We start from the raw sequence: 25,559 nt of genomic DNA, 5'->3' as shown, positions 1-25,559 counted from the left end.
CATCGGCACATACGCGGTTACCGGATCCGCATCCGGCATGGGGTTGCAGGCCGCCGAGCGGCTGCGGGCCCTCGGGCACACCGTGATCGGCGTCGACCTCAAGTCCGGTGATGTGGTGGCCGATCTGTCGACCCCGGCGGGACGGCGGGCCGCTGCCGACGGCGTGCTGGCGGCCTGTGACGGAGTGCTCGACGGGGCGGTGCTGGCGGCCGGGCTGGGCCCGGGGGCCGGCGCTGACCGGAACCGGTTGATCGCCGAGGTCAACTTTCTCGGTGTGGTGGAGCTCCTTGAAGCCTGGCGACCGGCTCTGGCCAATGCGGACCGCGCCAAAGTCGTTGTGATCTCCAGCAACTCGACAACGACCGTACCGATCGTCCCCCGACGGACGGTTCGGGCGTTGTTGGCCCGCGATACCGACAAAGCGGTGCGCTCGGTGCGCCTGCTGGGCCGCAACGGATCGGCCATCATGTACGCGGCCTCCAAGATCGCTGTCAGCCGCTGGCTACGGGTCAACGCGGTCACCGCGGCCTGGGCGGGCGCCGGGATCCGGCTCAACGCACTGGCTCCGGGCGCGATCATGACCCCGTTGCTACAAGCCCAACTCGCCGATCCCCGGGAGGGCCGGGCCGTACGGTCCTTCCCGGTGCCGATCGGCGGGTACGGCGATGCCGGTCATCTCGCCGACTGGATCTGTTTCATGCTGTCGGATTCGGCCGATTTCCTTTGCGGCAGCGTGGTGTTCGTCGACGGGGGCTCCGACGCTTTCTTCCGCCCCGGGGATTGGCCCAAAGCCGTGCCGGCGCGCCGCCTGCCGCGGTATCTGTGGCGGTTCGCACGCGGCGTGCGCCATGGGTGACGACGTACACGGACCCCGCCGGGCCTGGGCCGCGGTGGCGTTGCTGGCGCTGGTCGGCACCCTCAACTATGTCGACCGGTTCCTGCCCTCGGTGCTGGCCGAGCCCATCAAACACGACCTGGCGCTGTCGGACACCGCGATCGGGGTGATCAACGGGTTCGGTTTCCTGATCGTGTACGCGGTGCTCGGCATCGCGGTGGCCAGGCTCGCCGACCGCGGGACGTATGGCGCGGTGGTGGCGGCCTGCCTGACGCTGTGGGGCACCATGACCATGCTCGGCGGCGCCGTGCAGTCGGGGTTTCAGCTCGCCCTCACCAGGGTGGGTGTCGCGGTCGGCGAGGCGGGCAGCACTCCTGCTGCCCACGCATACGTGGCGCGCAACTTCGCCCCGCAACGTCGGGCGGCACCGCTGGCGGTGCTCACCTTCGCGATCCCACTGGCCAGTGCTGCCAGCCTGATCGGCGGAGGGCTGCTGGCCGACAATCTCGGCTGGCGAACGGCTTTCGTGGTGATGGGCGCGGTCAGCGTCGTGTTCGCCCCGCTGGTGCTGGTGCTGGTCGGGGTTCGGCAATCGCTGCCGGTAGCACCGCCCCAGGAACATGACACGCAGGTCAAGTGGTGGGCGCTGATGCGCAAGCGCAGCTTTTTGGCGCTGGTCGGCGGTACCGCGTTCATCGCGGCGGCGGGCTACTCACTGACCACGTTCACCCCGGCCTTCCTGATGCGCACGCGGTCCATGACACTGAGCGAGGTCGGGTGGGAGTACGGCCTGGCCACCGGGATCGCGGGCGTCCTCGGACTGCTGATCGTCGGCCGGCTGGCGGACCGGCTGGCTGTGCGCGACCCACGGTGGCTGATGTGGATCGTGGTGTTGACCACCGGCCTGCTGCTACCGGCGTCGGTGTTGGCCTTCACGGTCGAGAGCCGGGTGGCGTGCGTCTGGTTCCTGGCGCTCAGCTACATCATCGGCACGTCGTACCTGGCGCCGTCGATCGCGGCCATCCAGCGCCTGGTGGTTCCGCAGCAGCGGGCCACGGCGTCGGCCATCTTCCTGTTCTTCAATGCCACCCTGGGCGCTGTCGGCCCCTTCGTCACCGGCCTGATCAGCGACACGCTCACCCCGGATCTCGGCGCGCACGCGCTGGGCCGGTCCCTGCTGATCCTGGTACCCGCCCTGCAACTGGCCGCCATGGGCTGCTACCTGGTGGCCACCCGCTGGTTCCGCGACGACATCGTCGAGGCGGAGGTGTAGGGGCGCCTCGCACCCCACAGCCCTACCGCGATACCGACCACGGCACCCCCGAGGCCGATGACCTGCTGTGAACGCGGCAGCTGGTCGTGCACCGCCAAGCCACCCAGCAGGTCAGCGGCGTCAGCACCGCCGGAGGCCAGGAACCAGCCGCGGGTGTCCTTGCCGCGCAATCCCGCCGCCAGCAACAACCCGCCGATCAGCGCGTCGCGGTAGCCCATCGACCGCCACATCAGTTGTGCGGTGGCGTCAGGTGTTTCCCGTCCGCCCCACCAGCGGTCCGCCCGCTTCGGATCGATGAGAAACGAGACACCCGACGCGAATCGGATGGCGCCGGCGGCCAGCGCGGCCCGGTCGATCGACATGCGGTGCAGCCTAGAACCCGCGCGCCGCCCGCATTCGGAAGTCCTGAGAAATCTCCCAACCGGCTCCGGCGCCACGACTTGCCAGCAATGATTGGGAGACCCGAGTTCAGGAGCGCACACATGGCCACTATCGAAGCCAACGCACAGACCAACTCGTCATTCGACAGCGATGTCGAGGCCACCCAGGCCTACATCGACAGTCCCCGATTCGCCGGCATCACCCGGCTGTACTCGGCCCGTCAGGTCGCCGAACAACGTGGCACGATCCCGTCGGACTATCCGGTGGCCCGCGAGGCCGCCACGGATTTCTTTCTGTATCTTCGCGATCTGTTCGCCCAGAAGCAGAGCATCACCACCTTCGGGCCGTACTCGCCGGGCCAGGCCGTGGTGATGAAACGGATGGGGATCAGAGGGATCTACCTCGGTGGGTGGGCCACCTCGGCCAAGGGTTCGATCAGTGAGGATCCCGGGCCCGACCTGGCCAGCTACCCGCTGAGCCAGGTGCCAGACGAAGCCGCCGGGCTGGTGCGGGCGTTGCTGACCGCCGACCGCAATCAGCAGTACCTGCGGCTACGGATGACCCCCGAACAGCAAGCCGCGACACCGGCGGTCGACTACCGGCCGTTCATCATCGCCGACGCCGACACCGGCCACGGCGGTGATCCGCACGTCCGCAACCTGATCCGCCGTTTCGTCGAGTCCGGGGTCCCGGGCTATCACATCGAGGATCAGCGGCCCGGCACCAAGAAGTGCGGCCACCAGGGCGGCAAGGTGTTGGTCCCCTCGGATGAGCAGATCAAGCGGCTCAACACCGCGCGGTTCCAGCTCGACATCATGCGGGTGCCGGGCATCATCGTGGCGCGCACCGACGCCGAGGCGGCCAACCTGATCGACAGCCGAGCCGATGAGCGGGACCAGCCGTTCCTGCTGGGAGCGACGAACCTGTCGGTGCCGACGTACAAGTCGTGTTTCCTGGCGATGGTGCGCCGGTTCTACAACCAGGGGGTCACCGAGCTCAACGGGCACCTGCTCTACGCGCTTCCCGAGGGCGAGTACGCCACCGCCGAGGCCTGGCTGGAGCGGCAGGGCATCACGGCCACAATCGACGAGGCCGCCAAGAGCCACCGGCCCGGCGACTCGGTGGATGCCTTGTTCGACAAGGTCGAGTCGGCGTTCGTCGAGGCCTGGCAGAACGACGCCGGCCTGAACACCTACGGGGAGGCAGTCGCCGAGCTTCTGGACTTCCGGGAACGCGAGGGCGAACCTGCCGCGATGAGCGCAGCCGAATGGCGCGACTTCGCCGCTCGCGCATCGCTGTACACGGCCCAGGAGAAGGCGCATGAGTTGGGTGCCGATGTGGCATGGGACTGTGAGCGGGTCAAGACTCCGGAGGGTTACTACCAGGTGCGCGGCGGGATCCCGTATGCGATCGCGAAGTCGCTGGCGGCCGCACCGTTCGCCGACATCCTGTGGATGGAGACCAAGACCGCGGATCTGGCCGATGCCAAGCAGTTCGCCGATGCCATCCACGCCGTGTACCCGGACCAGATGCTGGCCTACAACCTTTCCCCGTCGTTCAACTGGGATACCACCGGCATGACCGATGACGAGATGCGAGCCTTCCCCGCCGAACTCGGCAAGATGGGGTTCGTCTTCAACTTCATCACCTATGGCGGCCACCAGGTCGACGGTGTGGCATGCGAGGAGTTCGCGACGTCGCTGCAGCAGGAGGGCATGCTGGCGCTGGCCCGGCTGCAACGCAAGATGCGGCTGGTCGAATCTCCCTACCGGACACCGCAAACCCTGGTCGGCGGCCCGCGCAGCGACGCCGCACTGGCCGCTTCCTCGGGCCGCACCGCCACCACCAAGGCGATGGGGGCGGGCTCCACACAGCATCAGCACCTGGTGCAGACCGAGGTGCCCAAGAAGCTGCTCGAGGAGTGGCTGGCGATGTGGGGCGACTACTACAAGATCGGCGAGACCCTGCGGGTGCAGCTTCGGCCGCGCCGCGCCGGATCCGACGTACTCGACCTCGGTATCTACGGTGACGGCGAGGAGCCGCTGGCCAATGTTGTCGTCGACCCCATCAAAGACCGGCACGGCCGCAACATCCTGACCGTGCGCGATCAGAACACCTTCGCCGAGAAGCTGCGCAAGAAGCGCCTGATGGACCTGATCCACGTGTGGCTGATCCACCGGTTCAAGCCGGAGATCGTCTACTACGTGACACCCACGGAGGACAACGTCTACCAGACCGAGAAGATGAAGGCGCACGGTCTGTTCAGCGATGTGTACCAGGAGGTCGGTGAGATCATCGTCGCCGACGTGAACCAGGCCCGCATCGACGAGCTGCTGGCACCGGACCGCGAGGCGCTCGGCCGGCTGATCCGCAAGGAGGACTGAGGTTTCGGCGGTGTTCGCGCCCGGCCGTACTGCGCCGGTTTCTACTGCAGGGTCGTGACCGACGAGGGCCAACAGCCCTGCGGTCGAAACCACGCGGTCGTGGGCACCAGGCGTCGTTGGCTAGATGCTGCCCCACAAGGGAATCAAGCCTTGACAACCCGCCCCGCGCTGACCCGGGCGGCGATACACGCCCCCACAAACCCGACGAGGGCCGACCAGCCCAGCACTCCGTCGAGGCCGTTCTTGGCCATCAGTGTCAACGCGGCGCCGGCAACGCACAACAGCGCGCCGGTCACCACCGCCCGATGGCCGCTGACCTGAACCGCATCGTCCCACCACGGCAGCGGGCGGTGTTCCAACGGAGACAGCAGCCGGAAAGCCACCGCCATGAGAACCGCGAAAACGCCTGCGCGCAAGGCCAGATGGGCCCAGAAGCCCGGGGCGTGCGGATCGAACGCGTCGAGGCCGACCGCATGCAGGCCGAACGCGGCGACCGCGATCACCGGGATGTGCCACAGGTACAGCGTCATGGCTCCCCCGTTACCTCTCGCCACGACATACCAGACCCGCGGACGGGCGGCCCAGCGCCGGACGGGATCCGCGGCGGCGATGAACAGACACGGCATCCACGTGCAGTGCAACGCCAGCAGAAGCGTGGGCGGTGAGACGTTCGAGACGTGCTCGGTGCCGGTGACGACGAGGGATACGTCGTAAATGCCGGTCAGAGCGAGGCTTACCTGTGCCGCGAACGCGATGACCGCGATCGCGACCGCACGCTTGGCACAGATCAGCCGGCGTGCGTAGGCCACACCGATCACCACGGGGATCAGCCAGACGATGACCAGGTTGGCGGCGCCGGCCTCGGCTGTGCCGACGGCGAAGCGGATGGCGTCCATCACCGCGGCACCGGCGATCAGCCCGGCAACCGCCCATGCCATCGCTCGTCCGGTACGCAGACGCATCAGCGCCGGGACGAAGGCCAGCACCACCAGGTAGACGCCGAGGAACCACAGCAGCGCCACGCACTCACGTCCGAGCGCCGCAGCGGACTCAGCCCCCATCGTCGCGTGCACGACGGCCAGGAGTACTGCCCACACCGCGAGGTACCAGAACACCGGGCGGCACAGCCGCTGAGCGCGGGCGAACAACCACGCACCCCATGAACGACCGTCATGCCAGCTGTAGGCCCCTGCGGCCCCGCCGGCGAAGAAGAACAGCGGCATGACCTGCAGTACCCAGGTGATCGGGGCCAGCTCAGGCAGCGCGCCGAGGATATTGCCGACCTGCACGCCCCCGGAGCCAATGGTCGCCAACAGCAGTGCGCAGTGCCCGAACATCACGACCAGCAGCGCACTGAGACGTGCCACGTCGATCGCGCGGTCACGGTCGGGTTTGGTGGTAAGCGTCACGGCATCTGCCGACGGCACCACCTCAGGACTTGGCATGGGTTCAGTCTGCCGGGCGATCGGCCGGCTCGGGATGGGTAGTCCTACCTGTTTTCCGGGCACGCGGCCACAACGCCAGGCTCGCCGCGAGCAGCAGCATCGAGGGCACGGCCCACGCCAGGAACCAGGCCGAGCGTCCCGAGCCCGTGTTCAGCGCCGCATCACTCGCGGGGACCGTACGCGCCCACGCGATGAACGCATCGGCCACCGGGAGCACACCGAACAGGTAGCGCGTGGTGTGCCATCCCACCGGCACGCCGATCAGCTCGACCTGTCGGGTGAGCCGACCGGCCAGGTCGCCGTCGCCGTTGGCCCGGGCCGCCGCCAGACCGACCGCCGAGGCACTCAGACTCACTCCGAAGATCAGCGGCCCGCTGTCGACATCCCCGGCGCCACTGGCGCCGGACGGGTACTCCAAGATGCCGGCCAACCCGGCCTTGCTCGTGACGAAGCGGGAGGAAAACCGGTGCCACTGATCGTCTTTCGCACCGACCACATCATTGACCGCGGGCCAGAAGGTCTGGATGACGGCCTGGGAAGACCCGCGCGGACCCGTCAGGGCGTGGGCCTGTCGATCAACCTGGTGCGGCAGCAGGCCGGTGTCGGTATCAGCTGCGGCCAATGCCCGCCGGCGCCAGTCCGCTAGATCCGTCCGCCACGGCAGCCCGAGCAACGAGATCGCTCCAGCCAGCGCGCCTGCCGCCACAACCGAATCACACGGCCAGAACTGGCCCGGATAGCTGGCCGGGAACGGTGAGTCCGCTTGTCCCAGTGCCGAATGCACGGTCTCAGCCCGTTCCCGCACCACCGCCCGGTCCGCATCGGAGTCCGAAGCGCGTGCGATGGCGACAGCCAGGGCGAGTGACCAACCCGCCGCGAAGATCCCGTGGTCCGGGACCATTCCCCTGCCGAATACGGCCAAGGATTGCGCAGTTTCGATGGCAGCGAGCCGAGTGCGAGCCCGGGCGAGGTAGTCGGCGGAACGCGGGTCTGCTCCCAACTGGGTGGCCACTTGGGCCTCGGCGAGGCCGGTCAGCACCCTGGTGAAGTATTCGCCTTCGGGGAACAGACCCTGCATCTCAGTGTCGCGTCCGGATGCCAGGGCTGCGTCGAGAAAACCGAGTTGACGTTCGGCGCGAACGGGCAACGGGCCGAAGCCGATGTAGAGGACGTGCACCAGGGACACCACTGCGAGCACTGTCGCCAGCGTCGCGGCGACCACTCGCGCCCGTGTGAGCATCTTGGGAATTTTAGGGCTCCGATGGGCAGGCCACGCAGTTGCCGGATACGGTTCCAGTCCCACCGAGCTTCCGTGCGCAGTAGATTGCTGCGGTGGGGAAAAGACGGTTGGCCGGCGCCAGGGGCCGATTGCTGGCGCTCGCAGCCTCGGTCACGGTGGCCGCCGGCATGGTGTACGTGCAGAACACCGAGCCGAAATGCTGCGCCGACGCCGCCGTAGCGAATGCACCCGCCGGTCAGCAACAACCGGCGCAGGTTCCGGCGCGGGCCGAGTTGGTCGCGGCGAGCGCTCCCGTCGTCGCCCGCGACTTCCAGTTCTCCCTGCCGAAGGGCCCGGCGCCCGAGGGCGGCCTCCAGGTCAAGACAATCTGGGTGGCCCGCGCCATCGCCGTGATGTTTCCCGAGATCACCACCATCGGCGGGTACCGGCAGGATGCGCTGAAATGGCACCCGAACGGTCTGGCGATCGACGTGATGATCCCGAACTATCACTCCGAGGAAGGCATCGAGCTCGGTAACCAGATCGCCGGGTTCGCTCTGGCCAACGCCAAGCGCTGGGGTGTGCTCCACGTGATCTGGCGCCAGGGCCTCTATCCAGGCATCGGCGCGCCGCACTGGACCGCGGACTACGGCAACGAGACCCTCAACCACTTCGACCATGTGCACATCGCCACCGATGGCGGCGGCTACCCCAGCGGTCACGAAACGTACTTCCTGGGGTCGATGTCGAAATAACCGGGCGGCGCGGGTACAGGCGTTTGGCGGCCGGCCAGGCGGGTATGCACCCGAAGCACGCGGGGGGTCGCGAGGTCCCCGGCGTTTCAACCTGTGAACCGCCAGGGATTCCTTGATGGAACAAGGCAAGGAGTCCAGAAATGACACTCAAGAACGCAGCCAAGACAGCCGCCGCGACCGCAGCGCTGATCGCGGGCGCCGGATTTGGGGCGGGCCTGGCGCAGGCTGATCCGCCCGGGCCGTTCCCGCCACCTATACCCCCCATTCCGGGTCCCGGGGTGAATGCCGGTGTGCCCGGCAACCCGCTGCCGCCGGGACAGGGTTTTCTGCCGCCTCCCGGCCATGGCGGCCCGATGCCGCAGGACCGGATTTCGTTCGCGGCGCCTCCGCCGTGGGTGTTGATGCCGGTGATGCCGCCGATGGGCACGCCGCCGGCACCGCCGCTGCCGGACTGGGCGGACGGGCTACCCATGTTCTGGAATCCCGATCTCGGAGCCTGGGGCGTCTGGGATGCGCAGGCCGGAGTGTTCGTCCGGATCTAGCGCACAGCGGATGGCAGCGCCGGTCAGGCGGCCCTGCTCACATGGACCGCGGACTCGCCGATGGTGGCGGCGCTGTCTCCGATGATGGTGTGTAGCAAGGCAAGTTGTTCGCGTTGTCCGCGAGCCACCGCGCGGTCCATGCGGTCCGCCGATGTCATCGCCGCGATACTACGAATCACGTTGACCGGCGCCTTCACCAGCGGATACCACGGCGGCATGTAGGCTGGCAGGCCGAGGACACGCATCGCGCTCGGCCCGAGAAACGCGCTGGTGATCGAAAGGTGTTGGGCCCAGGCCAGGCGACGGCGCAGTTTCCGGATACCGCGGTAGTGCCACGACAGCGGATCCCCCGCCATCGGAACCGACAACTGCTGGGTCGTCTCATCGGGAACGGCCAGCGCCGTGGACGTGTGGTACAGCACGCGGATGCTGTCGCGGAATGTCCGAGGCAACCATTCGTCCTCCACGCCGATCAGCCACCCGACGTACCGGGTCAGGTGCGCGATGGCGTCGAGTTCGTCTGGGGCCGGGAGGATCCCCATCCCCAGCGTGGCGACCGGTGGGGCGACGAGCGCGCCGACCAACGTCGCGGCCATATCGGTCTGGTTGACGGGTAGGCCCCACTCCTCGGTGCGCCAATCGGGCATGGCCGCAACGTGGCGACGCACAAACGAATGGATCAACCGCACGTGCAGGGTGGACCGGTAGCCAACGCCCAACGGGTCCAGACCGCCCTCGGAGATGACGTCCATCGCCCACTGCATCGTCTCGGCGAAGCGCTTGTTGGAACCCTTCTCCAAGGCACCCGTGCGAAGCAGGGTCTTGTTGAATCCCGAGAACTGGTAACCGCCGAGCAATGACACATCCCGTGCGACGGACATACCGTCGGATCCGCCCCGCAGTAAGGCACGCTGCCCCTTGCGCAGCTTGGCGCGGTCCACCCAGTCCGGGACGGTTTCCACACTGATGAAGAACTCGCGCAACGGTTCCGGGGCCTCGGGCACGTTGTCGATACCGGAGACAAGCGCCTTTTCGAACAGCGGGCGCATCTGTGCCATTCCGGCTGATGCCATCCAGTCGACCAGGCGGTCCATGGGCTCGTCTCCGACTGTCAGCCGCTCACCGAGCCGACGCCACTGCTGCGCATCGGGATTGCGAATGCCCAGCATCGTCGCGAACGCCCGAATCGCAGTGGGGACAGCGACGGGTTGTTCGGGATGGCGGGCCGGGATGTTCAACAGGACCTCCTGCGCAAGACGGACCGAGAGGACTGACTACGTACGTAGTCAGAAGGTAGGCGCCGGGTAGGGTGCTGTCAATGAAGCGCGTGCAAGTGATGCGTGGCTACGGCGGCGTCAGTGCGGCCGACCGCCGCACAGAACGACGGGCGAAGCTACTCGCCGCCGGACGACAGATCTGGGGTGAGTCCGGGGTCACCGAAGTCACCGTGCGTGCCGTCTGTACCGCAGCCGGGCTGACCTCGCGCTACTTCTACGAGCAGTTCGAAACGCGAGACGCGTTGCTGTACGCCATCTCCGACGACGTGCGGGATCAGCTGCTGACAGCACTGGTGAACGCCGGGGTGGGCAATCCGGGCACCCTGACCGACAAACTCCGGTCGGCCCTCACCGCATTTCTGAACATCATCGCGGCCGACCCGCACATCCATCGCATTGCCACCGGCGACGTCAGCAGCGTCGCCGGACTGACAGAGCACCGCACACACATCCTGGAGATGATCACCGACCTCATCGTCCAGCTCGCACCAGATGTGCTGACCTCGGCCACTCCCGAGCCGGCCGAGCTGCGCCGGGGCGCGCAGTTCATGGTCGGCGGCGTCAACCAGATCATCGAAGCCTGGCTTGAGAATCCCACCGAAACGCCCGAGGAACTCGCGGCCGAATGCGCTGACCTCTGTGTCGCCGTGGTGCGCGGGGTCACGCGGTCGAGCGAATAGCGTGGCCCTCGGCGTTTAGCGCGAACGCCGACGGCAACTCTGTGGGTGAACAGGTACCCCAACAGAGAGGCTCCTCATGAGCCATCCACATTCGGACAAGGGTGAGTCAGACGTCGAGCGGGACACCCATGTGGCCGCCTCCCGCGCCGGCCGAGATACCGACGGCAGCTACGTGGGGCGCGCCTCTTCTGACGACGATTTCGACAGCGGGCAGACCGGGGCCGAGGCGCGTAGTTCCGACAGCTGAGCGCGTTACGCCGCCACTACACTCTCGGCTGCCATCACTTCCGCGGCAGCGCGCTCGCCTGAGCGCACCGCGCCGTCGATCCAGCCGCACATGATGGCCGAGCTCTCCGAACCGGCCCAATGAATCCGCCCACACGGAGCCCGTAGCGCCGGTCCGAACTCCGTGAGGACCCCGGGTGGCGCGTGGCTGATCATCCCGCCACCCGAATACCGTTCGAGCGTCCAGTTCTGCTCGTGATAGCTCACCGGTGACGCGGCCTTCGGGCCGAACCGGTCGACCAGCTCAGCGATCATCACGGCTTTGCGCTCGGCGGCATCGAGCAGCCCGAGCCGACGGGCGGCGGGCCCCTCGCTGATCACGCACATGATTCCGGGGCTACCGGTGTCGGTGCAGGCATCGATGGTCAGGGTGGCGGGGTTCCCGGGCGCCGCGGACTGTCCGCACAAACCGTCTGCTCGCCAGAATGCCGTGTCGTAGACGACCGATATCTTGAAGACCGCCCCGCTGGGCATCCGCTGATGAAGAAACAGTCGATCCACGGGAAGCATTGGCTCATAGCGGATCTGGTGGGCCACAGCCAAAGGAACAGCCACGATCACCTGCCGCGCGCGTACCGTCATGCCGTCACCGTGGATCGTCACACCGCTGTCGTCCTGAGTGACGGCGTGCACCGGTTGCGAAACATGCAGAGCCTCACCGAGTTCGGCCGCCATCGGGCCGTAGATCGCACCCATGCCTCCGTGCACGCGCGCATCCTGGGCACCACCGTTGGTGGAGATGACGAAGCCCGGTCCGCCGCCGGATCCCATCTGGTGGAGCGCCCACAGCAATGACACCTCGGAGCCCGCCGACGTGTATATGCCGGCGAGTGCCATGTCGAGCATCTCGCGGGCCTGCCGGGACCGCATGTGCCGGTTGATTCACTCCCCCAAGCTGATCCGGTCCCACTCGACCGCCCGCTTGGCATCCCATGGGGCCTCGAAGGGAATCGTCTTGCACATCAACTCCACCTCGAGCAGTCCGGCGCCGAGATTCGCGATGGCCCACGGGCTCATCGCCCATGGGATCGTGCCGGAGTACCGGTGCTGTTTACCGTCGAGGATCATCATCGCCTCGCCGTCGACGAACTGCTGGTACTCCTCGACTCCGTACTCGGTCATCAGGGCTTTGATGCGGTCCTGTCCAGGGCCGATCCAGGCCCCACCCCGGTCGATCCAGGTTCCGTCATCGAACACCTCGGTGAAGGTGCGGCCGCCCGCCCGGTCCCGCGCCTCAAGCAGGGCCACCGACCGGCCCGCTTGCTTGAGCCGCAACGCCGCGGTCAGACCGGCGAAACCCGCGCCCACTACGCAACAGTCGACATCTGTCATGGTGACCTCCCCGTTTTCGACGGGCCGGATTCACTCAAGTTACGCCGTCGTCAACCGCGGTGTGGGCACTGTCGGCCGAACAGTGTGGTAAATGCCATAAATTTTGCTCTACCGGGCACATATCACTGCCACCATGCCCCGATCGGGCGACCGGCAGCGCGCGGCCGGACCCCGAGGTCCGCCCGTACATCGGGCGGGTGAGGATATCTTGACCTGGAAATTTCCAGAATGCATCCCGCATTGATCTCGCGATTCCCGTTGCCGTGACTCCGTCAAGCGGCAGTTGACGTGCGAACGGCGAACTGGTTGCCATCGAGAGCACCGCAAAGCCTGGCGATTCCGGCCTTCCTCCCCGCCGCCGGTAGGGTCCGGTCCTCGTGGGTAGACACCGTCTGAAAATGGATCGGCGCCGCCGGTCAGCAGCCATGGCTGCGGTCGTCGCGCCTGCCGCCGCACTCATCGCCGTCGGCGCAGACGCCGGGCCGGCCACCGAGCGCGGCGCCGAGGTAATGCCGGCTCCCGCTGTCCAGCCCGTGGCGGCGCCCGCAGCTCCGCCCGCACGCGCCGAGCGCGCCGTGCGCCGCAATATGCGTTTCCCGCTGCCCGTCGGGCGGGCGCCCGAGAAGGGCCTGCAGGTGGAGACCATCCTGGCGGCCCGCGCGGTCAGTGCGCGCTTTCCCGAGATCCTCAACATCGGCGGCGTCCGGGCCGATTCGATGAAGTGGCACCCCAACGGACTGGCGATCGACGTGATGATCCCGAACTACGCCAGTCCAGAAGGCAAGGCGCTCGGCGACCGGATCGTCGCCTACGTGCTCGACAACGCCGATCGATTCGGCGTGAACCACGTGATCTTCCGGCAGCACATCCTGTACCGCGGCAAGGCTCCCAGGAAGATGTCCGACCGCGGCGGAGACACCGCCAACCATTTCGACCATGTGCACATCGCCACCAACGGCGGCGGCTTCCCGACCGGGAACGAAACGTACCTGACGTAACCCATTCCCAGGCAATACACAGGAAATTTCGGACCCACGCGGTTGTGGCGCCCGACCCAGTGCCCTACCGTGTCAACCTAGTTGATTAGTCGTCCTAGGGGAATGTTCCAACGGTCCGCGCTCCTCACCGCGCATTGAAAGGGTCACGGATGCAGCGGTTTTCGATCGGACGCCGGCTGCTCGGCCGCTGGATGTACCTGCTCGCGGTGGTGGTGATCGCGCTGGCCGGATTCGCGGTCTTCCGGCTGCACGGCATCTTCGCATCCCAGGACGTCACCTCGACGCCCAGCGGCTCCGGCAACGACATCGTTCCGTTCAATCCCAAGCATGTGCTCGTGGAGGTGTTCGGCCCGCCCGGAACGGTGGCCACCATCACCTATCTGGACGTCGATGCCCAACCGCAGCGCGCCGACGCCGTCACGCTGCCCTGGGCCTACGACACGACCACCACTCAGCCTGCCGTCGCGGTGAACGTTTCCGCGCAGGGCAACAGCGACTCGATCGGTTGCCGGATAACGATCGACGACGTGGTCAAGGACGAGAGAACGGTGAACACCTTGAACGCCTTCACCTATTGCCTGGACAAATCCGGATGAGCACCCAGCGGATTCCGGGCCTGATCCGACGGTTCTCGGTGCTCATCGCGCTGTTCTGGCTGGGACTGGCCGTCGTGACGAATGTGTTCGTGCCCCAGCTGGAAACCGTCGCCGAGTCACACAACGTATCGCTGAGCCCGCAGGACGCGCCGTCATTGCAGGCCGCCAAACGCATCGGCAAGGTGTTCGACGAATTCGATTCGGACAGTTCGGCGATGATCGTCCTGGAAGGCGACCAGCCGCTCGGTGCCGACGCGCACCACTACTACGACGGGTTGATCCAAAAGCTCCGCCAGGACACCAGGCACGTCCAGCACATCCAGGACTTCTGGGGCGATCCGCTCACCGCGGCCGGCTCGCAGAGTTCGGACGGCAAGGCCGCCCTGGTGCAGGTGTACCTTGCCGGCAATCAGGGGGAATCGCTGGCCAACGAGTCGGTCGACTCGGTGCGCCGCATCGTCGAGGACACGCCACCGCCCGCGGGTGTCAGGGCTTACGTCACCGGGCCCGCTCCCCTGGTGACCGACCAGTTCGAGGTGGGCCGGCAGGGCACCCTGAAAACCACGCTGATCACCCTGGGCGTGATCTTGGTGATGCTGCTGTCGCTGTACCGACGGGTCACGACGGCGATTCTGGTCATTTTCACGGTGATGATCGAGTTGACCGCATCGCGCGGCGTCGTCGCAGTGCTGGCCAACGCCGGAATCATCGAACTGTCGACCTATTCGACAAATCTGTTGACCCTCTTGGTTATTGCCGCGGGGACTGACTATGCGATCTTCATCCTCGGCCGCTTTCACGAAGCGCGGTATGCCGGGCAGGACCGCCTCGCGGCGTTCAACACGATGTATCACGGGACCGCGCACATCATCCTGGGGTCGGGTCTGACGATCGCCGGCGCGGTGTTGTGCCTGACGTTCACTCGTCTCCCCTACTTCAACAGCCTCGGTGTCCCGGCTGGAATCGGCGTTCTCGTCGCCGTTTTGGCGGCGCTGACCCTCGCACCGGCCCTGCTGGTGATAGGCCGCCACTTCGGCTTGTTCGAGCCGGCCCGCGCCATGCGCACCCAGGGCTGGCGACGCGTCGGCACCGCCATCGTCCGTTGGCCCGGGCCCATCCTGGTGGTGACGATCGCGATCGCCCTCATCGGTCTGCTCGCGTTACCGCGATACGCCACAAGCTATGACGCCCGGCCATATATGCCCGCCCATGCGCCGGCCAATGTCGGTTACACGGCCGCCGAACGCCACTTCTCGCAGGCCCGGCTGAATCCCGAACTGCTGATGATCGAAGCCGATCACGATCTACGAAACCCCACCGACATGATCCTGTTGGAGCGCGTCGCCAAAGCGGTGTTTCACACCGACGGCATCGCCCAGGTGCAATCGATCACCCGCCCACTGGGCACGCCCCTGGACCACACCTCGATTCCGTTTCAGATCAGCGCGAGCAGCGCCGCGCAGATCAACAATCTGCCGTTCCAGCAGGCCCGCACCGCCGACATGCTCAAGCAGGTGGACGTGATCAACAGCTCGATCGACGTCCTGCGCCAGCAGTACGCACTGCAGCAGCAGTCCAGCGCCATCACCGACGAGCAGAGTAAGGCGTTCCAGGAAACGGTCGCCACGGCCAAGAGCCTGCGTGACAAGATCGCCGACTTCGATGACCAGTTCCGACCGCTGCGCAACTATTTCTATTGGGAGCCACACTGTTTCGACATCCCGATGTGCGCGGCACTGCGGTCGGTGTTCGATGCGCTCGACGGCATCGACGCACTCACCGACCAGCTGGGCAACGTCTCGGGAAGTATCGCGAAGCTCGACGCACTGCAACCGAAGTTGTTGGCGCTGATTCCGCCTCAGATCGCCAGTCAGCAGACCAATCGGGACCTGACGATGACCAACTACGCCACCAATTCAGGTCTCAACGACCAGAGTGCGGCGGCATTGCAGAATGCCACCGCGTTGGGCCAGGCGTACGACGCGTCCAAGACCGACGACTCGTTCTATCTGCCGCCGGAGGCGTTCACCAATCCCGAGTTCCAGCGTGGTCTCAAGCTTTTCCTGTCCCCGGACGGCAAAGCCGCCCGCATGATCATCACGCACGACGGCGATCCCGCCACCCCTGAAGGCATTTCGCACATCGACGCCATCAGGCACGCCGCCAAGGATGCCGTCAAGGGCACTCCACTGGCGGGCTCCAGGATCTACCTCGCCGGTACTGCCGCCACCTACAAGGACATTCAGGACGGCGCCAAGTACGACCTCATGATCGCGGCGATCGCCGCACTCACGTTGATCCTGCTGGTGATGATGTTCATCACCCGCAGCATCGTTGCCGCGGTTGTCATCGTCGGCACCGTGGCGCTGTCGTTGGGAGCCTCTTTTGGTCTGTCCGTGCTGATCTGGCAGGACATTCTCGGCATCGACTTGTACTGGATCGTGCTCGCGTTGGCCGTGATCCTGCTGTTGGCGGTGGGGTCGGACTACAACCTTCTACTGGTCTCCCGCTTCAAAGAGGAGATCGGTGCCGGCCTCAACACGGGCATCATCCGGGCGATGGCCGGCTCCGGGGCGGTGGTGACGTCGGCCGGTCTGGTGTTCGCGGCCACCATGGCCTCGTTCGTGTTCGCCGACTTGCGGATCCTCGGACAGATCGGCACCACGATCGCGCTCGGTCTGTTGTTCGACACGCTGATCGTGCGCTCGTTCATGACCCCGGCCATCGCCACCCTGCTCGGGCGCTGGTTCTGGTGGCCGCTGCGGGTGCGGCCCCGGCCCGCGAGCCAGATGCTTCAGCCCTATGGTTCGCGTGCATCGGTACGCCAGCTCTTGTTGTGGGAAGACGGCGACCCGGCAGCTCCGCCCGAGAAGTAACGACAGTCAGGCGCGCGCAGCGGGGCTCAGCTGATCCGGTTGTTCCTCGGTCACGTCGATGGCCCGCAACTTCCCCTTCAATCCGGCGACCCGGCGCAGCTGCGCCGCGATGTTCATCGACGTCAGCATCGGGATCCCGCCGATGAAGGTGCGGAAGGATGGGTTGCCGCCGTGTACGTGCAGCTCGTACAGGCAGCCGACGACGTAGAAGAAGCCCATGCTGAACAGGACGGCGGGGATCGCGTAAGCCAGCGGCGAGCGGGCGTCGGTAACCAGCTCGGTCGCATAGTCGTACTCGTCCTGGGACATCGGTTCACGCTTGCGCAGTTTGGCCAGCACCGCCTTGTGGGCGCCGACCTTCTCACCCAACGAAGCGGGAGTTCTCTTCTCCAACCGGCCGATGTACACGAACACACACGCGGCGAACGTCACTGCCATGACGCCGGCGAGGATCGTGAGATCGCCCCAGATTCCGAGATCCACTCGCCGCTCCTCTGCTCTCCTATGCGCCACCGTCGAAATCCACAAAACTACGGCCGGTTACCTAGCGTTGCTAACGACGCTACTCGCGGATGCGACCCGACGGAACCGGCTTACAGGGCATTGACAGGAGAGATTCGCCGTCAGGCTTTGCCGGGGAATTGCCGAGACTTCGGCGCGCCGCAACCGGCGTCGGGCCCAACCGGCGCGATGATGCAGATGTGGTTGTTGATGCGAATGTGACAAACGGTGCGCCGGCGCCCGAAACGTCCGGTGCCGAAACCGACCAGGCACAGGGTGAACCGCAGCCGGTTGCCGACGCGCAGCCGCAACAGCGCGTGTGGTCGATGCCCAAGCCAGAGGTGGCGCGCAAGAAAGCCGACGAGGCGGGCCGGCTCGCCCTGCGGGCCGGCACAGCCGTCGGCGGCGCCATCGCGTCCACCGCTCGGTACGGCGGCCGCGTTGCAGGCCGGCTGTCCCGTGCCGTCGAGGCCGTGCCGCCGACGGTGCGCCTGCTGGCCGTGGCGAGTGTGACCATGCTGCTGGGCATCGTCGGCGCGATTACCATGCAGAACCCTCTCGGGCTGCTCTGCATCGTCATGGTGGTCCCGGTGTGCTCGTTTACTCTCGGCGTGCTCGGACACCGCTGGTACACCGGCCTCGACACTCAGCCCGCGGCGGGAGTGGAACAGTCGGCCGCCGGGCCTTCGACGCCGGAGCTTCAGCGGTCGGTCGAGTATGTCGACAAGAAGCTGGCGATCGCCCTCACCGCCTTCGGCGCCGAACGTCAGCAACACGCGATGATCGCCCTGTTTCAGGCGAAGACCGCCGTCGAGCTCACGCTCGGGACCGAACGGGACGAGACGAACCACATCGACGCGCTGCTGTCCGTGGAAAGCCATGAGCCGCGGCCGCGAATCCGGGCCGGTTCGGCACCGAAATCCTTGCGAGAGAGCAACTCTCTGGCGGCGTCATGAACGATCGCCTCACCGGTCAGGTAGCGCTCATCGAGGATGACTACACCTTGGTCATCAATCGTGGCGCTGAGGCAGGTGTCGTCCCCGGCATGGTGTTTGCCGTGCTCTCCGAGTCGGATCAAGTGATCACCGACCCCGAATCCGGCCGGGAATTGGGCAGACTCACGCGCGAAAAGCTGCGGGTGCGGGTGTTCGACGTGCAGCCGCTGTTCTCCCGCGCCCACACCTTCGCCAGGACCGATGACTTCTATGGGCTCTTTCAGGCGACAGCGGTGGTCACGGTTGACGTCGGTGACAGTCTCGAACTGGTGGCGGGGCAGGGCGAGGTTCGTCGGACGGCGTCCGGGTAGGTCAGCGCCGCGCGGCGGTGGGAAGGTTGGGCTTGATGCCCTCGCGCCACAGAGTGCGCGCCAGGGATTGATGTTTGTCCACCGTCGCCACGGCTACGGTCTTGTGGTGGTAATCAGTTCTGGTCAGCTGGTCGGCGATGGCCGCGGCGAGGTCACGGCGAGCCGTCTGGCGGCCCGCGATGTGATCCTCGGCAATGCGGTAGCTGGTAGGTGAGTCCATGGTGGCCAGCCCGAGTGGACGCATGATCGTCCAATCCAGGCCGCTGGCACCCACGATGGCTTCCATGCGGGCCATATCGGCGTACAAGGTGCGTCCCAGATAGCCGAGGATGGGCCGCCCGACCACTCGTTCAGCCCATGTCCAGTTCGGGTCGGTCCAAGCACTGAGGGCCGCCGAGCTGGTGGTGACCAGCCGGCCGGTCCCGGCCGCCGTCATCGCCAAGCAGATCGCCTGCGCTGAAGACGAATACAAGTGGATGGGGCGCCGGCTGAAACTGGTGCCCAGGACGGACACCACGGCTTCGGCCCCGCTGAGAGCTGCCGAGACGTCGGCGGGAGTAGTGGCGTCTCCGTGGAGCACGCGTAGCCGCGGTGCGTGCGTTGGAAAATCCGGACACCGTCGCACCATGGCGGTGACGTCGTGCCCGTCCGAGAGCAGCTTGGTCAGCAGCAAGCGTCCGGTGGGCCCGTTAGCTCCGAGCAGGGTGACTTTCACAATGTTCCCTTGTTCTCGGCGCAGTCGTGGTTCGGTGAAACCTGCAGCGCTGCGGTGGATTCTGCGACCGCTTCGCAGGCAGCCGTCAGATACGTGAGCACGGTGGAGATCTGCGCGGGAGTCATCGCCGCCTGAAGCGCATCCATCCGAGCGCTGCCGTCACGGTAGATATCCGAGAGACGGGCGTGACCGACGGATTCGATCTCCACGCTGCGGCGGTCGTGGTCATGATGACGGCGGATGACCCAGCCGGCGTCTTCGAGGCGACGCAGCACCCCGGTCATGGTGGCCGGCTGCATTGAGAGCCTGCGCGCCAACGCACTTGGCGACTGCGGCCCCCCGCGTGTCAGAACGTCGAGCACCTCCAGATCGGACTCTTTCAGGCCGGCGACCGCAGCCACTTTGCGCGTGCTCAGAGCCAACGCGATACGCAAGTCCTGCACCGCGGTTCGTAGCCGAGTGGGATCAGCCGCGTCTGGCACGCCATCGCTGTCGCGGGTCTCGCGACGCGGGTTCATCGTGGCCGTCCCGGTAGATCGATCGTCCGTACGAAAATGGGCAGGGAGGTGAGGTGGTGCCGAGCCAGCAGCGGACGCACGTAGCGGTAGAAACTGGGACGCAGCAGCTGCCGGGCCATGAATGCCGCGACAGTGCCGGGGATCCGGGCGTAGTTGACCAACACATACGGCGCCGACAGATCGGGAGCCAGCAGTGTCGAGTTGTCGATACCGGTCTTGGCGACGAACCAGGCCGATAACGTCCGCCAGGCATTGACGGCGGATGACTCCTCGATCGTCCCGGTGAAGTGGTTCAGCAGGACGTTCGATCCGGGCAACCCGTTGTCCGTGATCCCGAACCTCGCGCCGTTGCGGGCTGTGAACGTCATCGCTGGATTCGTGGCAGTGATAGTGGCATCACCCCGCAGCGCTGTGGCTGCCGGCACGTCACGGACGTGGATCAGCATGACGATGTCATGCTGGGGCGCGCCCGGGATGGGCACGATGGCGGTGGTTTCGAAGAGATTCACGCCCACGACTTCTGAGCGTGCGGCCAGGCTGCCAGCCACCTCCCGTAGTCCGTCGAGGGCTTTGGCGCGTGCGGTGCTGACGCGCAGGAATGGGCCCACCCGCGCCGGGTCGACGCGCCAGGCCGCGTAGATGAACACCCCGGGGATGACCGGACCGAATGGTGGAGGTGGATAGCCGTCACGCATGATGCGCTCCCTCGAAGGCAATTTAGTACGTAACTCGAATATTACGTAACTCGTACTTTATGCCGAGTCGGGGACCACCGCAATGCTCAGCGCGACCCGAGGCTTGACCGCGAGTTCATCCCACGAAGGCACGCAGCGCATCGGCCATGACGCGGGGTTGATCTTCGGGAATGAGCGTCCAAGAGTCGTCGACGATCTGCTTTGACGCCTGCGGGTAGAGATCGACCAGCCGGTCGGCGTGCGCCAGGGGCATCATCTGGTCGTCGCTAGCCCAGATCACCAGCACGGGCCGGTCGAAGGAACTCATGCGCGACGACATTTCGAGCAGGCGCTCTCGCGGCGGCGCGCCGATGGCAAACTTGACCAGATCCCTTCGTACATAGGGGTTTTCGCGGGCCGGCTGAAACCAGTCGTCGAACAGTTCGTCAGGGATCCGGGTCTTGCTCAGTGCGCCGTAGGCCCTGGTGCTGTGCCGGAAGAACGCAGTGTTGAGCATCCTGGTGAGAACCCATCCCCCGCCCGGCAAGCGGCACAGCAGCGATGCCGGCCGGGCCGGCTTCGGAGGATAGTTGTCGAAGGCCGTGCACGACGCCAACACCAGCTTTGCGATCCGCGCGTCTCGACCTTCGGAAATGATGAATTGACCTCCACCCCAATCGTTCAAGACCAGCGTGACGCCGCTGAGATTCAGCGCGTCGAGGAAGTCCGCGAGGATGTGGGCCACGCCGGTCTCGGTGAGGTCGGCGTCGGCTCTCATCGGCGACACGTGAGCGCCTAGAGGCAGGGTGGGCGTGATGCAACGGTATTCGGCAAGCAACGGGATCACCTTGCGCCATTGGCGCCCATCCATGAGCAATCCGTGGCCGAACACCAGGACTGGCCCGTCACCGCCGGTGTCGCCGTACGCGATAGGGCCGGCAGGCAGGTCAACCGTTTTCATGCCCTGCCTCCATCATCGATTCGTAAGCTCGCCCAAGCAGCTTCGGAGAACGTTTTGACGATCGCAGGCGGTACTCGAGTCTGCGATCCGGTGATCCAGTAGCGGCTGTATTCCTGCGCGGGCCCGAGCCACAGCGCGGCGGTCACCCCGAGGTTCATGGGGCGCAACACTCCGTAGGTGCTGTGCGGCTTCCACCATGCCTGCACCGCGTCGAAGAATCGCCGATTCAGCTCCTGCAACTGAGGGCTGTCGATGCGATCCCCCAGCAGCAGCCTCGCCTCTATCCGATGTTCGGCAATCCAGCGCAGGTGATAGGCCACGACGGCACAGATCCCCTCCCGCGCCGTGTCGTTCCGCGCGAGGGTATCGATGAAGCCCTGCTGGTATTCACCCATGAGCTCGGCGTAGACGGCGGCGACCAGCGACTGCTTGTCGGCAAAGTGATGGTAGAGCGCCCCGACGCTGACGTCGGCTTCCCGCCGAACCTCATCGAGCGTGGGAACCAGTGGACCGTCGACGGCGAAACGATGACGGGCGGCGGTGACGAGCCTGCTACGAGCGTCACTCCGAGATCGCGGCACGAGCATCACTCTACCTCAACAGAGGATTACTTGGTTATTGATTGGCCCGCTTCAGTGCCTGCAGCCCACCATGAGCGTTCGCGTGTGCTGTCGTCGCCTCGTCTAGACGTGTTCCTTAACGTCGGCTGACGGTTTGATGGCCATCGTCTACCGACACGATTTTTCGGCCGGACCCGTCCGATCAACGGCGTTATCGTCTTCCGGTGCAGATGAACTGGAAGCGCATCCTGCCCGCGGCCCCAGTCGTCGGGATCGCGGCACTTGCCGCGTACGACCTCACGCAGAAGCCTCATGCGCTTCTTCGCAACTTCCCCGTGGTGGGGCACCTTCGATACCTGCTCGAGGAGATGGGCCCCGAGCTACGCCAGTACATCGTGGCGAGTAACGACGAGGAGCGCCCGTTCAGCCGCAACCAGCGGCGCTGGATCTACTCGTCGTCGAAGCTGCAGAACAACTACTACGGCTTCGGCACCGACAACAACGTCGAGTACACGCCCGGCTACCCGATCATCAAGCACCGCACGTTCGCCGCGGTCACCGACGCCGCCGCGCGTTCCTCCAGCGCCATCCCGGCGGCCAAGGTCCTCGGTGGCCCGCGAAGGCGAGCCAAGGCTTTTCGGCCGCAATCGGTCGTCAACGTATCGGCGATGAGCTTCGGGTCGATGTCGGCGAAAGCAATCGAGGCGATCAACAAGGGCGCGGCTCTTGCCGGTTCGATGCACAACACCGGAGAGGGCGGCCTGTCGCCGCATCATCGCAACGGCGGCGACCTCATCCTCCAGATCGGCACGGCCTACTTCGGGTGCCGAGACGAGCATGGGCGTTTCGACATCAACCGGTTGAAGAACGTGGTGGACTCCGCCCCCGTCAAGGCCATCGAGATCAAGCTGAGCCAGGGAGCCAAGCCCGGCCTCGGCGGGATGCTGCCCGGCGCGAAGGTGACTCCGGAGATCGCCGAGATTCGCGGCATTCCGCAGGGCGTGGATTGCAAGAGCCCCTCACGCCACACCGAGTTCCACGACGTCGACAGCATGCTCGACTGGGTCGAGTTCATCGCTGACGAAACCGGATTGCCCGTCGGGATCAAGTCAGCGGTCGGCAACATGGAGTTCTGGGACGACCTGGTGGCCAACATGATCTCCGGGCAGCGCGGGGTCGATTTCATCACCGTCGACGGTGGAGAGGGCGGTACCGGTGCGGCGCCGCTGATCTTCAGCGAGTCAGTGGCCTATCCGTTCCGCATCGGCTTCGCCGAGGTATACAAACGGTTCGCAGAAGCCGGCATCAGCGATCTGGTGACCTTCATCGGCTCGGGCAAACTCGGCCTTCCCGACAACGCCGTCGTCGCGTTCGCACTCGGCGCAGATATGGTCAACGTCGGGCGCGAGATCATGCTGTCGATCGGCTGCATCCAGTCGCAGAAATGCCACACCGACACCTGCCCCACCGGAATCGCCACCCAGAACCCCTGGCTGGCAAGGGGGCTCGACCCCACACTGAAGTCGGAGCGGGCCGCCAACTACATCAAGACCCTGCGCCGCGATCTGCTGAAGGTGTCCGAGGCATGCGGCGTGGAACATCCCGGCCTGATCGCCACCGACGACCTGGACATCCTCGAAGGCGTCAGCTCCAAGACTTCCCTGCGGGAGGTCTACGACTACGAGAAGGGTTGGGGTCTGCCCTCGGTCGCCGACCAGGCAGCGATCGTCGAGTTGATGGCGATCCGCTCCACACCCCTTCCGGGGATAGCCCTGTAGGCGTCGACGCCGCACGAAACGACCACGAGCGAGGCAGGTGGGTGAATGTGCGGGAAGCCCCTCTTCCTCCAGAAAATAAAAAACCTCTCCGATCCTGGTCGGAGAGGTTTTTTCGTTGTCGGGCTGACAGGATTTGAACCTGCGACCACTTGACCCCCAGTCAAGTGCGCTACCAAGCTGCGCCACAGCCCGCTTGCTTCCGGCTTGCACCGGCAGCGAGTCGAAAGCTTACCGTAGCCTCCCGCCCTTGATCTAATCCGCCCCACCGGTCACACGTCGGCCCTCGCTACACGACAGTTTGGGCGGTGGCCGCCTCCGCCTCATCGACCGCGATCTCCGGTGGCAGCTTCTTGAAACCGCGGCTGGTCACGGCCAGCACGATGATGCCCAGACCCAGCCAGCACAGCCCGAGGGTGATCGCCCGGGCGTCGAGTTGCAGCAGCAGATACGACGTGATGACCGCCCCGATCGCGGGCGCGACGACGTACAGCAGGGGGCTGCGTGACTCACCGGCGGCCCGGTGGCGGAAGTAGTAGACGATGACCGACACGTTCACGAGGGTGAACGCGACGAAGGCGCCGAAGTTGATGAAAGAGGTCGAAGTCGCCACGTCGAGGAACATCGCCAGCAGGCCCACCGCGCCGACCATCACCAGGTTGGCCGCCGGGGTGCGGAACTTGGCGCTCAGCGTGCCGAACACCGACCGGGGCAAGGTGCCGTCGCGGCCCATGGCGAACAGCAGCCGCGACGCGGAGGCCTGTGCCGCGATGCCGGACGCGAATTGGGCCAGGATCAGGCCCGCGAGGAACACTGCCCCGAACAGATTGCCGCCGATCTGCTTGGCGATCTCCAGTGCGGCCGACGAGGAGTCGGCGAATTCGCCACCGGGGTGCACCAATTGGGTGGTGTAGGCGATGACCAGGAAGATGGCGCCGCCGATCAGCGCGATCAACAAGATGGCGCGCGGCATGTTCTTGCGCGGCTCGACGGCTTCCTCGGTGAAGGTGGTGACGGCGTCGAACCCGAGGAACGAGTAGGCCGCGATGGCCGCGCCGGCCGTCACTCCCCCGATGCTGGCGCCGATCCCGCTGAACGGGCCGGCACTGACGAGCCCGCCGGCGCCACTGTCGCGGACGACCGAGGCCACCGATAGCGCGACGAACAACCCGATGACCAGCAACTGGAACGCCATCAGCAGGTAGTTGGCCTTGTCGGCGACTTTGATCCCGACGACGTTGAGCACCGTGGTGATCAGGATGAAGGCCAACACCCACAGCCAGCCGGGGACCCCCGGGAACTGGGCGTCCAGGTATGCCGCCCCGATCAGCCAGATGACCATGGGCAGAAACAGGTAGTCGAGCAATACCGCCCAACCGGTGAGAAATCCGACCCGCGGGTCGATGGTGCGCCGCACGTAGGTGTAGGCCGATCCCGACACCGGGTACGCGGCTGCCATCCGGCCATAGCTGGATGCGGTGAACAGCATGGCGGCCAAGGCGATCAGGTAGGCCGAAGCCGACGCTCCGGACGTGGTGGACGCCACTACTCCGAAGATGCCGAGCACGATCAACGGCGTCATGTAGGCCAGTCCGAAGAGCACCAGCGAGCGCAACCCGAGGGCGCGCACCAGAGTCGGCTGCCCGGCGGATGGTGATGTCATGGAAGGCC

Annotated in this window: 24 protein-coding genes, 1 tRNA gene and 1 pseudogene; 13 read left to right on the top strand and 13 right to left on the bottom strand. The window is 66.0% G+C overall.

Features of this window, described 5'->3' with window-relative positions:
- Window position 1: 1 nt before the first annotated feature.
- Together K6L26_RS15095 and K6L26_RS15090 are read left to right on the top strand one after the other, a co-directional pair.
- Window positions 2-856: an SDR family oxidoreductase gene (locus K6L26_RS15095; protein ID WP_043367729.1), complete on the top strand. Its 855-nt coding sequence runs from the start codon at window positions 2-4 to the stop codon at window positions 854-856.
- Complete coding sequence (locus K6L26_RS15090; RefSeq protein ID WP_019343416.1) at window positions 849-2,108, top strand: spinster family MFS transporter; 1,260 nt, start codon at window positions 849-851, stop codon at window positions 2,106-2,108. Before K6L26_RS15095 ends, K6L26_RS15090 begins: the two co-directional genes overlap by 8 nt.
- On the opposite strand, the gene K6L26_RS15085 is transcribed toward K6L26_RS15090, so the two are convergent.
- The gene (locus K6L26_RS15085; RefSeq protein ID WP_019343417.1) at window positions 2,054-2,470 is read right to left on the bottom strand and encodes a DUF4267 domain-containing protein; all 417 of its coding nucleotides are present in this window, start codon (window positions 2,468-2,470) and stop codon (window positions 2,054-2,056) included. The two genes, K6L26_RS15090 and K6L26_RS15085, sit on opposite strands and share 55 nt — an antisense overlap.
- Window positions 2,471-2,590: 120 nt before the next feature.
- On the opposite strand from K6L26_RS15085, the gene aceA reads away from it, so the two are divergent.
- Window positions 2,591-4,873, top strand: coding sequence for an isocitrate lyase ICL2 (gene aceA, locus K6L26_RS15080; RefSeq protein ID WP_085141642.1), 2,283 nt, complete (start codon window positions 2,591-2,593; stop codon window positions 4,871-4,873).
- Between the two features lie 143 nt (window positions 4,874-5,016).
- Here the strand turns inward: aceA and K6L26_RS15075 are convergent, their stop codons facing one another.
- Both K6L26_RS15075 and K6L26_RS15070 read right to left on the bottom strand, forming a co-directional pair.
- A complete protein-coding gene (locus K6L26_RS15075; protein ID WP_076213845.1) occupies window positions 5,017-6,318 on the bottom strand; it encodes an acyltransferase family protein in 1,302 nt (433 codons plus the stop codon).
- A 4-nt stretch (window positions 6,319-6,322) separates the two neighbouring features.
- A complete protein-coding gene (locus K6L26_RS15070) occupies window positions 6,323-7,558 on the bottom strand; it encodes a hypothetical protein (RefSeq protein ID WP_221850633.1) in 1,236 nt (411 codons plus the stop codon).
- 92 nt (window positions 7,559-7,650) lie between these two features.
- Between K6L26_RS15070 and K6L26_RS15065 the strand changes: the two genes are divergently transcribed.
- Both K6L26_RS15065 and K6L26_RS15060 read left to right on the top strand, forming a co-directional pair.
- On the top strand, window positions 7,651-8,292 hold the full coding sequence (locus K6L26_RS15065) for a VldE C-terminal domain-containing protein (protein WP_043367726.1): 642 nt from the start codon (window positions 7,651-7,653) through the stop codon (window positions 8,290-8,292).
- A 140-nt stretch (window positions 8,293-8,432) separates the two neighbouring features.
- Entirely contained in the window at window positions 8,433-8,834 is a 402-nt protein-coding gene (locus tag K6L26_RS15060; protein WP_221850631.1) for a hypothetical protein, read from the top strand.
- Between the two features lie 23 nt (window positions 8,835-8,857).
- On the opposite strand, the gene K6L26_RS15055 is transcribed toward K6L26_RS15060, so the two are convergent.
- On the bottom strand, window positions 8,858-10,072 hold the full coding sequence (locus K6L26_RS15055) for an oxygenase MpaB family protein (RefSeq protein WP_245008597.1): 1,215 nt from the start codon (window positions 10,070-10,072) through the stop codon (window positions 8,858-8,860).
- Window positions 10,073-10,152: 80 nt separating this feature from the next.
- Here K6L26_RS15055 and K6L26_RS15050 point away from each other — a divergent pair, with 80 nt between their 5' ends.
- On the top strand, window positions 10,153-10,791 hold the full coding sequence (locus K6L26_RS15050; protein ID WP_036389696.1) for a TetR/AcrR family transcriptional regulator: 639 nt from the start codon (window positions 10,153-10,155) through the stop codon (window positions 10,789-10,791).
- 76 nt (window positions 10,792-10,867) lie between these two features.
- A complete protein-coding gene (locus K6L26_RS15045; protein ID WP_165763133.1) occupies window positions 10,868-11,038 on the top strand; it encodes a hypothetical protein in 171 nt (56 codons plus the stop codon).
- A 5-nt stretch (window positions 11,039-11,043) separates the two neighbouring features.
- On the opposite strand, the pseudogene K6L26_RS15040 reads toward K6L26_RS15045, so the two are convergent.
- A pseudogene (locus K6L26_RS15040) lies at window positions 11,044-12,408 on the bottom strand (flavin monoamine oxidase family protein).
- 398 nt (window positions 12,409-12,806) lie between these two features.
- Between K6L26_RS15040 and K6L26_RS15035 the strand changes: the two are divergent.
- From K6L26_RS15035 to K6L26_RS15025, 3 genes are all read left to right on the top strand, one after another.
- Window positions 12,807-13,406, top strand: coding sequence for a VldE C-terminal domain-containing protein (locus tag K6L26_RS15035; RefSeq protein ID WP_234814393.1), 600 nt, complete (start codon window positions 12,807-12,809; stop codon window positions 13,404-13,406).
- Between the two features lie 149 nt (window positions 13,407-13,555).
- The gene (locus K6L26_RS15030; protein WP_109789987.1) at window positions 13,556-14,002 is read left to right on the top strand and encodes an MmpS family transport accessory protein; all 447 of its coding nucleotides are present in this window, start codon (window positions 13,556-13,558) and stop codon (window positions 14,000-14,002) included.
- Window positions 13,999-16,878 (top strand): MMPL/RND family transporter, encoded by a 2,880-nt coding sequence (locus K6L26_RS15025; RefSeq protein WP_076213829.1) that lies wholly within the window; start codon window positions 13,999-14,001, stop codon window positions 16,876-16,878. Before K6L26_RS15030 ends, K6L26_RS15025 begins: the two co-directional genes overlap by 4 nt.
- A gap of 6 nt (window positions 16,879-16,884) precedes the next feature.
- Here the strand turns inward: K6L26_RS15025 and K6L26_RS15020 are convergent, their stop codons facing one another.
- Entirely contained in the window at window positions 16,885-17,361 is a 477-nt protein-coding gene (locus tag K6L26_RS15020; protein ID WP_019343672.1) for a hypothetical protein, read from the bottom strand.
- 236 nt (window positions 17,362-17,597) lie between these two features.
- Between K6L26_RS15020 and K6L26_RS15015 the strand changes: the two genes are divergently transcribed.
- A complete protein-coding gene (locus K6L26_RS15015) occupies window positions 17,598-18,335 on the top strand; it encodes a hypothetical protein (RefSeq protein ID WP_234788422.1) in 738 nt (245 codons plus the stop codon).
- Window positions 18,332-18,685, top strand: coding sequence for a hypothetical protein (locus K6L26_RS15010; RefSeq protein ID WP_064894315.1), 354 nt, complete (start codon window positions 18,332-18,334; stop codon window positions 18,683-18,685). Before K6L26_RS15015 ends, K6L26_RS15010 begins: the two co-directional genes overlap by 4 nt.
- Window position 18,686: 1 nt before the next feature.
- Here K6L26_RS15010 and K6L26_RS15005 read toward each other — a convergent pair whose 3' ends face one another.
- The 5 genes from K6L26_RS15005 to K6L26_RS14985 all read right to left on the bottom strand — a co-directional run bounded on the left by K6L26_RS15005 (window position 18,687) and on the right by K6L26_RS14985 (window position 22,140).
- Window positions 18,687-19,400 carry an NAD(P)-dependent oxidoreductase gene (locus K6L26_RS15005; RefSeq protein WP_019348146.1) on the bottom strand — a complete coding sequence of 238 codons (714 nt, stop codon included), beginning with the start codon at window positions 19,398-19,400 and terminating at the stop codon, window positions 18,687-18,689.
- Entirely contained in the window at window positions 19,397-19,801 is a 405-nt protein-coding gene (locus tag K6L26_RS15000) for a MarR family winged helix-turn-helix transcriptional regulator (protein ID WP_165763134.1), read from the bottom strand. Before K6L26_RS15000 ends, K6L26_RS15005 begins: the two co-directional genes overlap by 4 nt.
- A 113-nt stretch (window positions 19,802-19,914) precedes the next feature.
- Window positions 19,915-20,613 carry a hypothetical protein gene (locus K6L26_RS14995; protein ID WP_076213818.1) on the bottom strand — a complete coding sequence of 233 codons (699 nt, stop codon included), beginning with the start codon at window positions 20,611-20,613 and terminating at the stop codon, window positions 19,915-19,917.
- A 115-nt stretch (window positions 20,614-20,728) separates the two neighbouring features.
- Entirely contained in the window at window positions 20,729-21,553 is an 825-nt protein-coding gene (locus K6L26_RS14990) for an alpha/beta fold hydrolase (protein WP_085141650.1), read from the bottom strand.
- On the bottom strand, window positions 21,550-22,140 hold the full coding sequence (locus K6L26_RS14985) for a TetR/AcrR family transcriptional regulator (protein WP_221850629.1): 591 nt from the start codon (window positions 22,138-22,140) through the stop codon (window positions 21,550-21,552). The genes K6L26_RS14990 and K6L26_RS14985 overlap by 4 nt, the downstream gene beginning before the upstream one ends.
- A 203-nt stretch (window positions 22,141-22,343) precedes the next feature.
- Between K6L26_RS14985 and K6L26_RS14980 the strand changes: the two genes are divergently transcribed.
- Complete coding sequence (locus tag K6L26_RS14980; protein WP_036389693.1) at window positions 22,344-23,891, top strand: FMN-binding glutamate synthase family protein; 1,548 nt, start codon at window positions 22,344-22,346, stop codon at window positions 23,889-23,891.
- Window positions 23,892-24,009: 118 nt separating this feature from the next.
- On the opposite strand, the gene K6L26_RS14975 is transcribed toward K6L26_RS14980, so the two are convergent.
- Together K6L26_RS14975 and K6L26_RS14970 are read right to left on the bottom strand one after the other, a co-directional pair.
- A tRNA-Pro gene (locus K6L26_RS14975) sits at window positions 24,010-24,083 on the bottom strand.
- A 94-nt stretch (window positions 24,084-24,177) separates the two neighbouring features.
- Entirely contained in the window at window positions 24,178-25,551 is a 1,374-nt protein-coding gene (locus K6L26_RS14970; RefSeq protein ID WP_085141651.1) for an APC family permease, read from the bottom strand.
- Window positions 25,552-25,559 lie beyond the last annotated feature (8 nt).

The sequence above is a fragment of the Mycobacterium farcinogenes genome (assembly GCF_019739075.1).
Taxonomy (GTDB): domain Bacteria; phylum Actinomycetota; class Actinomycetes; order Mycobacteriales; family Mycobacteriaceae; genus Mycobacterium; species Mycobacterium senegalense.
This window is presented reverse-complemented; position numbering and strand designations above follow the sequence as displayed.